The 13,738-nt window shown below is 73.1% G+C and carries 11 protein-coding genes; 8 read left to right on the top strand and 3 right to left on the bottom strand.

The genetic code is table 11. From position 1 onward, the window contains the following. Nucleotides 1–103 precede the first annotated feature (103 nt). Together WFI16_RS06240 and tpiA are read right to left on the bottom strand one after the other, a co-directional pair. Nucleotides 104–1,510, bottom strand: coding sequence for a dipeptidase (locus WFI16_RS06240; protein ID WP_419896921.1), 1,407 nt, complete (start codon nucleotides 1,508–1,510; stop codon nucleotides 104–106). 274 nt (nucleotides 1,511–1,784) lie between these two features. Then, a complete protein-coding gene (gene tpiA / locus WFI16_RS06235) occupies nucleotides 1,785–2,507 on the bottom strand; it encodes a triose-phosphate isomerase (RefSeq protein WP_419897154.1) in 723 nt (240 codons plus the stop codon). 150 nt (nucleotides 2,508–2,657) lie between these two features. Here tpiA and WFI16_RS06230 point away from each other — a divergent pair, with 150 nt between their 5' ends. The 8 genes from WFI16_RS06230 to lexA all read left to right on the top strand — a co-directional run bounded on the left by WFI16_RS06230 (nucleotide 2,658) and on the right by lexA (nucleotide 11,532). Beyond that, on the top strand, nucleotides 2,658–4,550 hold the full coding sequence (locus WFI16_RS06230; RefSeq protein ID WP_419896920.1) for a peptidylprolyl isomerase: 1,893 nt from the start codon (nucleotides 2,658–2,660) through the stop codon (nucleotides 4,548–4,550). After that, nucleotides 4,547–6,052, top strand: a complete 1,506-nt coding sequence (trpE, locus tag WFI16_RS06225; protein WP_419896919.1) for an anthranilate synthase component I — start codon at nucleotides 4,547–4,549, stop codon at nucleotides 6,050–6,052. The genes WFI16_RS06230 and trpE overlap by 4 nt, the downstream gene beginning before the upstream one ends. Before the next feature lie 320 nt (nucleotides 6,053–6,372). Next, nucleotides 6,373–6,975 (top strand): anthranilate synthase component II, encoded by a 603-nt coding sequence (locus WFI16_RS06220; RefSeq protein ID WP_419896918.1) that lies wholly within the window; start codon nucleotides 6,373–6,375, stop codon nucleotides 6,973–6,975. Then, nucleotides 6,975–8,024, top strand: coding sequence for an anthranilate phosphoribosyltransferase (trpD, locus tag WFI16_RS06215; protein WP_419896917.1), 1,050 nt, complete (start codon nucleotides 6,975–6,977; stop codon nucleotides 8,022–8,024). Before WFI16_RS06220 ends, trpD begins: the two co-directional genes overlap by 1 nt. 65 nt (nucleotides 8,025–8,089) lie before the next feature. Then, nucleotides 8,090–8,899, top strand: coding sequence for an indole-3-glycerol phosphate synthase TrpC (gene trpC / locus WFI16_RS06210; protein ID WP_419896916.1), 810 nt, complete (start codon nucleotides 8,090–8,092; stop codon nucleotides 8,897–8,899). Between the two features lie 5 nt (nucleotides 8,900–8,904). After that, a complete protein-coding gene (gene moaC, locus WFI16_RS06205) occupies nucleotides 8,905–9,405 on the top strand; it encodes a cyclic pyranopterin monophosphate synthase MoaC (RefSeq protein WP_419896915.1) in 501 nt (166 codons plus the stop codon). Continuing rightward, complete coding sequence (locus tag WFI16_RS06200; protein WP_419896914.1) at nucleotides 9,402–10,607, top strand: molybdopterin molybdotransferase MoeA; 1,206 nt, start codon at nucleotides 9,402–9,404, stop codon at nucleotides 10,605–10,607. The genes moaC and WFI16_RS06200 overlap by 4 nt, the downstream gene beginning before the upstream one ends. A gap of 166 nt (nucleotides 10,608–10,773) precedes the next feature. Continuing rightward, the gene (gene lexA, locus WFI16_RS06195) at nucleotides 10,774–11,532 is read left to right on the top strand and encodes a transcriptional repressor LexA (protein WP_419896913.1); all 759 of its coding nucleotides are present in this window, start codon (nucleotides 10,774–10,776) and stop codon (nucleotides 11,530–11,532) included. Here lexA and WFI16_RS06190 read toward each other — a convergent pair. Then, a complete protein-coding gene (locus tag WFI16_RS06190; RefSeq protein ID WP_419896912.1) occupies nucleotides 11,489–13,699 on the bottom strand; it encodes a ComEC/Rec2 family competence protein in 2,211 nt (736 codons plus the stop codon). The two genes, lexA and WFI16_RS06190, sit on opposite strands and share 44 nt — an antisense overlap. Nucleotides 13,700–13,738: the final 39 nt, after the last annotated feature.

The raw sequence follows: 13,738 nt of genomic DNA, 5'->3' as shown, positions 1-13,738 counted from the left end.
GCCAAGCCAAGCATCGGGGGCCGTTCCATGCAAAGGCGGAATGTCTCAAAGACTTGGCTCCCTGTTGCGACCGGGTGGTTGAACCCGGTCGCGAGGGCGGCCGTCAGCCCTTCGGCGCGGCCAGGCGGGCCATCAGCCGGGCATGGCTGCGGCTGCCGGCATGCAGGCAGGCCAGCTCGAACTTCTCGTTCGGGCTGTGCACCTGGTCGTCATCCAGGCCGAAGCCCATCAGCAGGCTGTCGAGGCCGAGGATGCCCTTCAGGCTGGACACCACCGGGATCGAGCCGCCGCCGCCGGCCAGCACCGCCGGCTTGCCGAACTCTTCCGCCAGCACCGCGGCCGCCGCCTGCACGGCCGGCGAATCGGTCGGGATCGAGACGCCAGGCGCCAGGCTGAAGACCTGCAGTTCCAGCCTCGCATCGGCCGGCAGGCGGGACTGGACGAAGTCGCGGATGCCCTCGACGATCTTGGCCGGGTCCTGGCCGGGCACCAGGCGGCAGGACAGCTTGGCATGGCCCTCGCAGGCGATGACGGTCTTCGAGCCCTCGCCCATGTAGCCGCCCCAGATGCCGTTGATATCGGCGGTCGGCCGCGCCCAGAGCCGCTCCGGCGCGCTGCGGCCGCGCTCGCCGCCGGGCACCGACAGGCCCTGGGCGCCGAGGAAGGCCGCCTCGTCGAAGCCCAGCGCATCCCAGGCGGCGCGCTCATTGCCGCCCGGCTCGATCACCCCGTCGTAGAAATTGGGGATCCGGATGCGGCCTTCCTCGTCATGCAGCTCGCCCAGGATGCGGGTCAGCAGGTTCAGCACATTGCCGGCCGAGCCGCCGAACAGCCCGGAATGCAGGTCGCGGTCGCCGAGCTTCAGGTCGATCTGCACATAGGCCATGCCGCGCAGGCTGACGGTCAGCGCCGGCACGCCGGGCGCCCACATGTTGGTGTCGCTGATCAGCGCCAGGTCGGCCGACAGCGCCGCCTTCTCCTCCGCCAGCACGGCCTCGAGGTTGGCGCTGCCGATCTCCTCCTCGCCCTCGACCAGCACGGTGATCGGCAGCGGCGGGCCGCCGGCCACCTTGTGCCAGGCCCGCAGCGCCGCCAGCCAGGTCAGCACCTGGCCCTTGTCGTCCACCGCGCCGCGCGCCACCAGCCGCGGCCCGCGCGGACCCTCGGTGACGACCGGCTCGAAGGGCGGGCTGGTCCAGAGCGCCAGCGGCTCCGGCGGCTGCACGTCGTAATGGCCATAGATCAGCACGCGCGGGGCGGTGCCGCCGGCCGGGCCGGGATGGCTGGCGATGACCACCGGATGCCCCGGCGTCTCGCGCAGGCGGGCAGCGAAGCCGATGGCCTCCAGCTCCTTCAGCAGCCAGCCGGCGGCGCTGCGGCAGTCGGCGGCATGGGCGGGCTGGGCACTGATGCTCGGAATGCGCAGCCATTCGATCAGGCTGGCTTCGGTCTCGGCCCGGGCGGAATCGAGCGCGGCGAGAACCCGCTCGAGGGTGTCGGTGCTGTTCATAGGAAAGAGTGTTAGGCCAGGAAGCGATCAGGGGAAGACAGGGACAAGGTCGGAGGAATGAATTCCCCCCGTTTTTCTGTTCTGTTGGCCGTTGATCGCCCAGCCGCTTCATCGCCAACGACAGCAGGGCATCACGGCGGAATGCCGGATGCCAAAACAGCGCGACCTCAAAGGTCGCGCTGCTGCTGGGCCGTTTCACGGACCGTCTCCACGTGGACACGGCAGTCCGAAAGAAAAGAGGAATTCATTCCCCTGGTCTTTGTCTGTCTTCTCTTCAGATTGCCTTCGCAATCGCCAGGAAATCTTCCGCCTTCAGGCTCGCCCCGCCGATCAGGCCGCCATCGACATGGGGCAGCGCCAGGATCGCCGCCGCGTTGGAGGGCTTCATCGAGCCGCCATAGAGGATGCGCAGCTTGGCGCCCGCGGCGCCCAGCTCGGCGCGGATGCGGGCGTGCATGGCGGCAATGTCCTCCTCGGTCGGCGTGCGGCCGGTGCCGATCGCCCAGACCGGCTCATAGGCCACCACGCCGCCGGCGGCGGCGAATCCCTCCGGCAGGCTGCCGGCCAGCTGGGCGGCGACCACGCTCTCGGCCTGGCCGGACAGGCGCTCGGCCTCGCTCTCGCCGACGCAGACCACCGGGACCAGCCTGGCGGCCAGCGCGGCCTCGGCCTTGGCGCGGACGGTGGCGTCGGTCTCGCCATGGTCGGCGCGGCGCTCGGAATGGCCCAGGATGACATAGCGGGCGCCCAGATCGGCCAGCATCGGCGCCGAGACGTCGCCGGTATGCGCGCCCTTGCCGGCGGCATGGCAGTCCTGGGCGCCCAGCGCCACCTCGCTCTTCAGCAGCGTGCCGGCGACCGGGACCAGGTGGACGAAGGGCGGGCAGACCAGCAGGTCGACCCCGGCCGGCGGCGTGGCGGCGACCGAGCGGGCCAGGTCGATGGCCTCGGCCAGCGTCCCGTTCATCTTCCAGTTTCCGGCGATCAGGGGGCGCACACCCGGGGTCATGGCTCGGCTCCTTTGGTTGGTCGCGGGTGCCGGCGGCGGGCCCGCTTCGGGCAAAAGGCGCTACAGGCCATGGCGGCGTTTGGCAACCGGGCGGGATTTCCCTATGGTCCCGCCCGCCTTCATTGCCCGCGGAACACAATGCTCACTGCCCTGCGCCGTCTTGCCGGTACCTGGTTCGCCAAGGGCCTCTTCCTGCTCCTGGTCCTGTCCTTCGCCATCTGGGGCATCGAGGACGTCGTCCGCAATTTCGGCAACGACACCGCCGTCGCCCGGGTGGGCGGCGAGCGGATCGAGCTGCCGGAGGCGCAGAACGCCGCCCGCCGCGAGGTGCAGCGCGTCCAGCGCCAGCTCGGCGGCAATTTCGAGATCAATGCCGAGATGTCGCGCGCCATCGCCCGCCAGGCGGTCGAGGGCATGGTGATGGACCGCGTGCAGCGGCAGGAGGCGACGCGGCTGGGCCTGGCGGTGCCGGATGCCGCGGTGCGCGACTATGTCTTCGCCATCCCCGCCTTCCAGGGCGCCGACGGCCGCTTCAACCGGCTGGCCTTCGACAGCTTCCTGCGCAACAACGGCCTGAGCGAGCCGGGCTTCCTGGCCCTGCTGAAGGCCGATCTGCTGCGCCAGCAGCTGGCCGGCGCGGTGCGCTCCGGCGCCGCCGGCCCCGACGCCCTGACCCGGCCGCTGCTGGCCTGGGAGCGCGAGCAGCGCGCCGCCGAGATCGTCAGCCTGCCCTTCCCCGCCGCGCCCGAGCCGGCCGCCCCGGACGAGGCGGCGCTGGTCCGCTTCCACGAGAACAATCCGGACCGTTTCTCGGCCCCCGAGTACCGCCATGTCGTGCTGGGCGTGCTGTCGCCCGACACGGTGATGGCCGATGTGCAGGTCTCGGACGAGGATCTGCGCGCCTACTACCAGGCGCATCTCGGCAATTACGAGAAGCAGGAGCGCCGGCGCATCGAGCAGGTGCTGATCGGCGACCGCGACAAGGCGGTGGCGCTGGCCGCCCGCTGGCGCGAGGGCGCCGATTTCGCCGCCATCAAGACCGCGGCCGAGGCCGAGGGCGGCCAGGCGACCGAGCTCGGCGAGACCGACCGCGCCGGCCTGCCGCTGCCGGAGCTGGCCGAGGCCGCCTTCGCCCTGCCGCAGGGCGGGGTGAGCGAGCCGGTGCAGACCGCCTTCGGCTGGCATGTCGTGCATGTCAGCGCCATTGAAGCCGGCGAGACCCGCGGCTTCGACGCGGTCCGCGCCGAGGTCGAGACCGCCCTGAAGCGCGAGCGCGCGACCGATGTCGCCTTCGAGCGCGCCAACCAGGTCGAGGACGCGCTGGCCGCCGGCGGCAGCCTCTCCGAGGTCGCGCCGCGCTTCGGCCTGCAGGTCGCCGATGTGACGATCGACGCCAATGGCCGCGGCCGCGACGGCGCCTCGGTGGCCCTGCCGCTGTCGGGCCAGCCGCTGCAGATCGCGCTGCGCGCCGCCTTCGCCGCGCAGCAGGGCGAGATGCCGCGCCTCGCCGAGGCCGGCCAGGTCGCCCTCTTCGCCTTCGAGCTGAAGGAGATCATCCCGGCCGCGCTGCGCCCCTTCGCCGAGGTGCGCGAGCAGGTGCAGGATGCCTGGATCGCCGCCGAGCGCCGCCGCCACCAGGAGGAGCGCGCTGCCGCCCTGATGGCCGCCGTGAAGGACGGCAAGTCGCTGGCCGACGCCGCGCGCGAGGCCGGGCTGGTCGCCCGCCGCATCGGCCCGGTGACCCGCGACAGCCAGGACCCGAACGTGCCGCCCGAGCTGCTGGCGCCGCTCTTTGCGACCGCGCCCAATGCCACCACCATGGCCGAGGGCACGCTGGGCTTCACCGTCGCCCAGGTGACGCAGGTCATCGCCTTCGACCCGGCCTCCGACCCGCTGGCGCTCGGCCGCACCCGCAGCGCGGTGGAGCAGGCCATGCTGGCCGATCTGGAGAGCCAGTATCTCGACGCGCTGCGCAGCCGCGCCGAGATCACCGTCAACGAGCCCGTGCTGAACCAGGTGTCCAACCCGTGAGCCCTGCCGCCAGCCCCGATTTCCAGGCTTTCGCCGCCGGCCTCGGGGCCGGCCAGGGCCAGGTGCTGTGGCGCGAGCGGGTGGCCGATCTGGACACTCCGGTCGGCGCCTATCTCAAGCTGGTGCAGGGCCAGCCCAACGCCTTCCTGTTCGAGAGCGTCGAGGGCGGCGCCGCCCGCGGCCGCTACTCGGCGATCGGCATGGCGCCCGACCTGATCTGGCGCAGCCGCGACAGCCAGGCCGAGATCAACCGCCACGCCCTCTCCGCCCCGCACGCCTTCGCGGCCGAGCCGCTGCCGCCGCTGCAGAGCTTGGCCGCGCTGGTGGAAGAGTGCCGCATGCCGCTGCCGGCCGGCCTGCCGCCGATCGGCGTCGGCCTGTTCGGCTATGTCGGCTACGACATGGTCCGGCACATGGAGAAGCTGCCGGCGCTGAAGCCGGATGTGCTGGGCATTCCGGATTCGGTGATGATGCGGCCGACGCTGGTCGCCGTCTTCGACCATGTCCGCGACACCCTGACCCTCTGCGCGCCCGTCTGGCCCGGCCAGGACGCGCAAGCCGCCTGGGACGCCGCCCAGGCCCGGCTGGACGAGGCCGAGGCCGCCCTCGACCGTCCGTTGCCGCGCCCGGCGCCGCCCGCCAACCTGCCCGCTTTGCCCGAGCCGTCGAGCAACTTCACCAGGCCGGATTTCCTGTCGGCCGTGGAGAAAGCAAAAGAATACATCCGCGCCGGCGACGTCTTCCAGGTCGTCCCCAGCCAGCGCTTCTCGGTGCCCTTCGGCCTGCCGCCCTTCGCGCTCTACCGCGCGCTGCGGCGGATCAACCCGGCGCCCTTCCTGTTCTTCTTCGATTTCGGCGGCTATGCGGCCGTTGGCGCCAGCCCGGAAATCCTGGTGCGCCTGCGCCAGGGCGAGGTCACCGTGCGACCGCTCGCCGGCACCCGCCCGCGTGGCGCCACCCCCGAGCAGGACCTGGCGCTGGAGAAGGAGCTGCTGGCCGACGAGAAGGAGCGCGCCGAGCACCTGATGCTGCTCGACCTCGGCCGCAACGATGTCGGCCGGGTCTCGAAGATCGGCACGGTGAAGGTCACCCAGAGCTTCACCATCGAGCGCTACAGCCAGGTCATGCACATCGCCAGCGAAGTGCGCGGCCAGGCCCGACCGGAGGTGACCGCGCTCGAGGCGCTGGCCGCCGGCTTCCCCGCCGGCACTCTCTCGGGCGCGCCCAAGGTGCGCGCCATGGAGATCATCGAGGAGCTGGAGCCCTCCCGCCGCGGCCTCTATGCCGGCGGCGTGGGGTATTTCGGCACCGATGGCGGCATGGACACCTGCATCGCGCTGCGCACGGCGCTGGTGAAGGACGGCACCATGCACGTCCAGGCCGGCTGCGGCGTGGTCGCCGATTCCGATCCGGTCGCCGAATACGAAGAGACCCGGGCGAAGGCGCGGGGGCTGTTCCGGGCGGCGGAAGAAGCAGTGCGCTTCGCGGCAGGGCGGAAGTAAGACGAGGGTAAGGCCAGGGGAATGAATTCCCCTGGACCCCATCTTTTTTCTGTTCATCGGCCATGGCGAGACCTGCTCCCGGGCCGGCAAGGACACCAGGGCATCCCGGCGGGACGCCGTTTTCATAAAACCAGCGCTCGCCCGCAGGCCGCACTTCGGCCGGGCCGTTTCACGTCCCGTCTCCACCTGGACACGGCAGTCACCCCAGAAAAAAGAAGGGGGTTCGGGGGAATTCATTCCCCCGACCTTTCCCCTGTCTTCGCTCCGTCTCTCCCCCAAAGCTTGACCACGCGCCGGCCGCGGGCGAAGGATCACGCGCCATGATCCTGCTCATCGACAACTACGACAGCTTCACCTTCAACCTCGTCCATTTCCTCGGCGATCTGGGGGCGGAGGTGCAGGTCTGGCGCAACGACGCCCTGACGCCGGAGCAGGCTCTGGCGCTGCAGCCCGAGGCCATCCTGCTGTCGCCGGGGCCCTGCACCCCGCGCGAGGCCGGCATCTGCCTGCCCTTGATCAAGGCCGCCGCCGCGGCGCGGGTGCCGCTGATGGGCGTCTGCCTGGGGCATCAGGCGATCGGCGACGCCTTCGGCGGCATCGTCGAGCGCGCGCCCGTGCCGGTGCACGGCAAGGTCTGGCCGGTCAGCCATCGCGACACCGACCTGTTCAAGGGGCTGCCCAGCCCCTTCGCCGCCACGCGCTACCACTCGCTGGTGGTGCGGCGGGAGGGGCTGCCGGCCGAGCTCGAGGTCACCGCCTGGACCGAGGACGGGCTGATCATGGGCCTGGCGCATCGCGACCTGCCAATCTGGGGCGTGCAGTTCCACCCCGAGAGCATCGCCAGCGCGCATGGCCACGACCTGCTGCGCAACTTCCTGACCATGGCCGGCGTCAAGCTGCCCGCCCCGACCGAGACCGCCTGATGATATCCTTGAAGCCGGTGCTGGCGCGGCTCGCCTTGGGCGAGACGCTGGCGGAAAGCGAGGCCGAGCAGGCCTTCGGCGTCATCATGAGCGGCGAGGCCACCCCGGCGCAGATCGCCGGCATGCTGATGGCGATGCGGGTGCGCGGCGAGACGGTGGCCGAGATGACCGGCGCGGTCCGCGCCATGCGCGCGCGCATGACGGCGATCGAGGCCCCCCCCAATGCCATCGACCTGGTCGGCACCGGCGGCGACGGGATGGGGACGCTGAACATCTCGACGGCCGCCGCCTTCGTCGCGGCCGGCTGCGGCGTGCCGGTGGCCAAGCATGGCAACAAGGCGCTGTCGTCGAAATCCGGCGCCTCCGACGCGCTGTCGGCGCTCGGCATCAACCTCGACATCCCCTTCGAGCGGATGGCGGCGGTGCTGCGCGAGGCCGGCATGGTCTTTCTGGCCGCGCCCCGGCACCACGCGGCGCTGCGCCATGCGGCGGGGCCGCGCGTTGAGCTCGGCACCCGCACCATCTTCAACCTGCTTGGGCCGCTGACCAGCCCGGCGCGGGTGAAGCGGCAGATGACCGGCGCCTTCGCCCCGCACTGGCTGCGGCCGATGGCCGAGACGCTGGCGCGCACCGGCAGCGAGCATGCCTGGCTGGTGCATGGCGACGGGCTGGACGAGCTGACGCTGTCCGGCCCCAGCCAGGTGGTCGAGCTGAAGGACGGCCAGATCCGCGAATTCACCGTCACCCCGGCCGATGCCGGGCTGCCGGGGGCGCCGCTGGCCGCGCTGAAGGGCGGCACGCCCGCCGAGAACGCGGTCGCGCTCGAGGCGCTGCTGCGTGGCGAGCATGGCCCCTATCGCGACTGCGTGCTGCTCAACGCGGCGGCGGCCCTTGTGGTGGCCGGTGTCGCGACCGATCTGGCGGAGGGTGCCCGGCGGGCGGCGCGCGCGATCGACGAGGGCGCGGCGCTGGCGGTGCTGGAGCGGCTGCGGCTGGCGACCAACCCGCCCGCGCCCGACCCGGCCGCCGGCGCGCCCGCGCCCGGCTGACCGGCCGCCTTTCCCTGCCCTGCCCTGTCCCGCGATGCCTGCGCCCGATTGCGCCGAGAGACATGATGAACGCTGACACCCTGCCCGACACCCTGCTGCGCATCCTGGCCGACAAGGAGGTCGAGGTGCGCGAGCGGGCCGCCGTCACGCCGCTGGCGGAGATGGAGAAGCGCGCCAAGGACGTGGCGCCGCCGCGCGACTTCACCGGCGCGCTCTGCGCCGCCGTGGCCGAGGGGCGCATCGGCCTGATCGCCGAGATCAAGAAGGCCTCGCCCTCCGGCGGGCTGATCCGCGATCCCTTCGATCCGGCCGGCCTGGCCCAGGCCTATGCCGCGGCCGGCGCCGCCTGCCTCTCGGTTCTGACCGATGGCCCGTATTTCCAGGGCAGCCCGGCCGACCTGGTCACCGCCCGCAGCGCCTGCAAGCTGCCGGTGCTGCGCAAGGACTTCATGATCGACCCCTACCAGGTGTTCGAGGCCCGGGCGATGGGCGCCGACTGCATCCTGCTGATCATGGCCGCGCTCTCCGACGCCCAGGCGCGCGAGCTCGAGGATATCGCCCGCAGCCTGGACATGGCGGTGCTGGCCGAGGTGCACGACCGGCGCGAGCTGGACCGCGCGCTGGGCCTGCACACGCGGCTGATCGGCATCAACAACCGCAACCTGCGCACGCTGAAGACCGAGCTGGAGACCGCCGAGACACTGTCGCCGCTGGTGCCTGCCGACCGCATCCCGGTGGCCGAGAGCGGCTTGCGCGACCCGGCCGATGTCCGCCGCATGGCCGCCGCCGGCGCCCGCTGCATCCTGGTGGGCGAGCACCTGCTGCGCCAGCCGGACGTGACGGCGGCCGCCCGCGCCATGGTCGAGGCCGGCTGAGCCGCATGTCGGGCGGGACCGAGGCCAGCGGCTTCACCCATTTCGACGCCGAGGGCCGGGCGGTGATGGTCGATGTCTCGGCCAAGCCGGCAACCGCCCGGCTGGCGATCGCCCGCGGCCGGGTGGTGATGGCGCCGGCGACGCTGGCCGCCATCCGCGCCGGCGGCATCGGCAAGGGCGACGTGCTGGGCGTCGCCCGCCTCGCCGGCATCATGGCCGCCAAGAAGACGTCGGACTTGATCCCGCTGTGCCACCCGCTCGCCCTGTCTTCGGTCCAGCTCGACCTCGTGCCGGAGGGCGAGACGGCCATCGCCATCGAGGCGCGGGTCAAGACCACCGGCCCGACCGGCGTCGAGATGGAGGCGCTGACCGCCGTCTCGGTCGCGGCGCTGACCGTCTATGACATGTGCAAGGCGATCGACCGCGGCATGACCCTCGAGGGCATCGGCCTGGCCCGCAAGGAAGGCGGCAAGTCGGGCCTCTGGGAAGCGGAAACGACAGCATGATCCCGGTCGAGGAAGCCCGCGCCCGCATCCTCGACGTCCTGGTCCCGACCGGCGCCGAGACGGTGCCGCTGGCCGAGGCCTGGGGCCGCATCCTGGCCGCCCCCGTCAGCGCCCGGCTGACCCAGCCGCCGGCCGATCTCTCGGCCATGGACGGCTATGCGCTGCGCGCCGTGGACGGGGTGCTGGGTGCCGTGCTGACGGTGATCGGCAGCGCGCCGGCCGGCCATCCCTTTACGGGCTCCATCGGGCCGGGCCAGGCGGTGCGCATCTTCACCGGCGGCCTGCTGCCCGACGGCGCCGATGCCATCCTGCTGCAGGAGGACGCGACCGCCGAGGGCGACCGCGTCACGGTGAACGAGACGGTGCAGGCGGGCCGCTGGATCCGCCGCCGTGGCCTCGACTTCACGGCCGGCGATCCGCTGCTCGAGCCCGGCCGCACCCTCACCGCGCGCGACATCGGCCTGGCGGCGGCGGGCAACCACCCCTGGCTCTCCGTGCATCGCCGCCCGCGCATCGCCATCCTGGCCACCGGCGACGAGATCGTGCTGCCCGGCGAGCCGCTGCCGCCCGGCGGCATCGTCTCGTCGAATGCCCATGCGCTCTCGGCGCTGGTCCGCGCCGCCGGCGCCGATCCCATGGTGTTGCCCATCGCCGGCGACAGCGAGGATGCCATCGCCCAGGCCGCCGCCGCCGCGCGCGGCGCCGACCTGCTGGTCACCACCGGCGGCGCCAGCGTCGGCGAGCACGACCTGGTGCAGCAGGCGCTCGGCCCGCAGGGCTTCTCGCTGGATTTCTGGAAGATCGCCATGCGGCCGGGCAAGCCGCTGATCTGGGGGCGGCTCGGCCAGACGCCGCTGCTCGGCCTGCCGGGCAATCCGGTCTCCGCCCTGGTCTGCGGCGTGCTGTTCCTCTGCCCTGCCATTGCCCGTCTGGCCGGGCGGCCGCCGGCGCCGCCGCCCTTCCAGCCGGCGGTGCTGGGCGCCGATCTGCCCGCCAACGACCGGCGCGAGGATTACCTGCGCGCGACGATCGGCCGCGATGCCGGCGGGCGGCTGCTGGTCACCCCGGCGCCGCGCCAGGACAGCTCGATGCTGCGCATCCTGGCCGGATCGGACGCGCTGCTGCGCCGCGCGCCGCTGGCGCCGGCCCTGGCGGCGGGCGAGATGGTCGAGGTGCTGCTGCTGCGCGACTTCGGCGTCTGAAGAAATGACGCCGCTTAGCTAGGACAAGTCGCGGAAAACGCGCCATTCGCCTGTTGACCGGCGCGCTGGAACTTTCGTAGAACATCGGCATGGTTGCCGCTTTGTTCGCGGCGGCCCCAAGCCATCGCGCACCGGTTCCGATACCGGCGCCTCAAGGGAGCCGCGCATGCTGACCCGCAAGCAGCACGAGTTGCTGATGTTCATCGACCGGCACCTGCGCGACACCGGATTCTCGCCCTCCTTCGAGGAGATGAAGGACGCGCTGACGCTGCGCTCCAAATCCGGCATCCACCGGCTGATCACCGCGCTGGAGGAGCGGGGCTTCCTGCGCCGCCGCGCCCACCGCGCCCGCGCGCTGGAGGTGATCCGCCTGCCGGAGAGCATCGCCCCCACCCCGCGCCTGACCGAGGCCAAGGCCGAGGCGGCGCGCGAGGAGAGCCGCGAGGCGACGGCCCGGCCGCCGGCCGGCGGCTTCTCGGCCAATGTCATCCGCGGCAATTTCGCCAGCAACCTGCCCGGCCAGCGCCCGGCGCAGGAGGCCGGGGCGGTGCACCTGCCGCTCTATGGCCGCATCGCCGCCGGCCTGCCGATCGAGGCGCTGCGCGACCAGGGCGCCAGCGTCGAGGTGCCGATGGCGCTGCTCGGCAGTGGCGACCACTACGCGCTGGAAGTGGCCGGCGATTCGATGGTCGAGGCCGGCATCCTGGACGGCGACACGGTGATCATCCGCCGTGACGACGTGGCCGAGAACGGCTCGGTCGTGGTGGCGCTGGTCGACGATGCCGAGGTGACGCTGAAGCGGCTGCGCCGGAAGGGCAATTCGATCGCCCTGGAAGCCGCCAATCCGCGCTACGAGACCCGCATCTTCGGCCCCGACCGGGTCAAGGTGCAGGGTCGTCTGGTGGGGCTGCTGCGCCGCTACTGACGGCGTTGCGCGGCACCGGCGGCGGCGGCACCCAGGGCCGCGCGCCGCGGCGGTCGCGGTCGCTTTCCACCACGGCCCCGGCGGGGGTGAGCCAGACGGCCTGCGCCCCGTCGCGCCAGACGGCGAAGCGGTCGAGCCGGGGCACCGCGCCGCAGCGGCCACGGATCGGCTCGGCCGAGAGCAGGAGGGCCGTCCCCTCGCAATGCCCGGCGGCGAAGACCGGCGGCGCGGCCTGGCCGCGCCGGGCCGGCGCTGCCCGCAGCAGCACGGCGACCGGGCCCGCCGCGCCATGCGGGGCGAAGCGGCAGGCCTCCGGCGCGCAGTCCAGCCCGCCCACCGCGCCGCGCGACGGCGCCTCCCGGAACGATGCCTCGCCCAGCCCGCGCAGCCAGCTGTCGCGGGTGAAGGCGGTGACCGCGCCGGCGCGCGCCAGCACCGGCCCCTCGGTGGTGCGGAAGGCGATCAGCCGGGCATCCGCGCTCACCAGGATGTCCGGCGGGGTGACCAGGGCAGCGCTCGCCATCCCGGCGGCCAGCGGCAACAGGCCCAGCCAGCGCCAGGGCAGCCGCCACAGGCAGAGCCAGACCAGACCGAAGCTCGCCAGGGCGAGCCCCCAGCCCGGGATCGGCGGCGCCAGCAGCGCCGCGCCCGGCCAGGCCGCGACGGTCCGGGCGATGAGCAGGATGCCGTCGACGCCCCAGCCCATGGCGGCCAGCGGCCAGGCCTCCAGCCCGAGCGGCAGCAGCAGCACGGCCACGAGCCCGGCGGGCATGACCCAGAAGCTGGTCAGCGGCACCGCCAGCAGATTGGCGGCCACGCCATAGAGCTGCAGCCGGCCGAAATGATGCAGCCCGGCCGGCATGGTTGCCAGCCCGGCGACCAGCGAGGTCAGCAGCAGCCCGCCCAGCACCAGCGCCGGCCGCCGCCACCATTCCCCCCCTGACCGGAAGCCCGCCAGCCAGGCCGGCCGCGCCTCGGCCATGGCCAGCAGCGCCAGCACGGCGGAGAAGCTCATCTGGAAGGAGGGGCCGAGCAGCGCCGCCGGCTGCCAGGCCATCACCACCAGCGCGGCCAGCCCCCAGGCGCGCAGCGACAGCGCCCGCCGCCCGAGCAGCAGCCCGGCGACGGCCAGCGCCGCCATGGCGAAGCTGCGCAGCATCGGCACCTGCATGCCCGTCAGCAGCAGATAGCCCGCCCCCAGCGCCAAGCCGAGCGGCGCCGCCAGCCGCTTGCCATCCACCCGCAGCGCCAGCCAGGGCCAGAGCGCGATCAGGAAGCGCAAGCCCCCGAAGCCCAGCCCGATGACGATCGCCATGTGCAGGCCGGAGACCGAGAGCAGGTGCGCCAGGCCCGAATCGCGCATGGCCGCCATGGCAGGCGCCGGGATGGCGTTCTGGCTGCCGGTGATCAGCGCGGCGGCGATGGCGCCCTCCGGCCCCGGCAGCACGGCACGCACCCGGTCCTCGATGCGGCGGCGGGTGGCGGCGAAGGCCGGCGGATCGACCGCCTCGCCCAGCCGTTCCGCCGGCCCCAGGGCGAAGCCCGAGCCGCCCAGGCCCGCGAAGAAGGCATCGCGCTGGAAGTCCCAGGCGCCGGGATAGGCCGGCGCCGAGGGCGGCCGCAGCAGGGCCCGCACCCGCAGCAGCTCGCCGGGCGCCGGGCGGAGCGGATCCTGGTCGCGCAGCCGCAGCCGGATCGGCCGGGCGGCCGGCGGCATCTCCTCCGACCAGCGGGCGCCTTCCAGCGTCACCCGCAGGGCGGTCGGCAGCTGCTCCACCGCCGCCACCCGGCCGGTCACCTCCAAAGCGGTGCGCGGCAGCACCAGCGGCGCCGGCAGCTGCGCGGCCTGCCAGGCGCACCAGCCAAAACCCAGGCAGGCGCAGGCGGCGAGGCTGACGCCCCAGCCGGCAAGCCCCCGGCCGCGCCAGCCCAGCAGCAGGGCGAGGCCCGCCAGCGCGATGCCCAGCCAGAGCGCGGCGGGCCCCGGCTCCTCGGTCCGGGAGAAGTAAAGAAGCACCCCGCAGGCCATGGCGACCGGCCACCACAGCGGCAGGCGCGACCATTCCTCGGCCAGCAGCAGGGGGATCGTTGCCGGCGTGGCCCGGCGCCACCAGGCCGCCAGTGTCCAAGCCGGGGCCCCGTTTCTTGCGTCAAGGAGGTCCGACATTCTTCAACTTATACGCGCACTCTACAGGCGGGCGCCACG

It is taken from the genome of Roseomonas sp. USHLN139 (assembly GCF_037145735.1).
Lineage (GTDB): Bacteria > Pseudomonadota > Alphaproteobacteria > Acetobacterales > Acetobacteraceae > Pseudoroseomonas.
The sequence above is the reverse complement of the archived record's forward strand: the minus strand, read 5'-3'. Positions and strand labels throughout refer to the sequence as shown.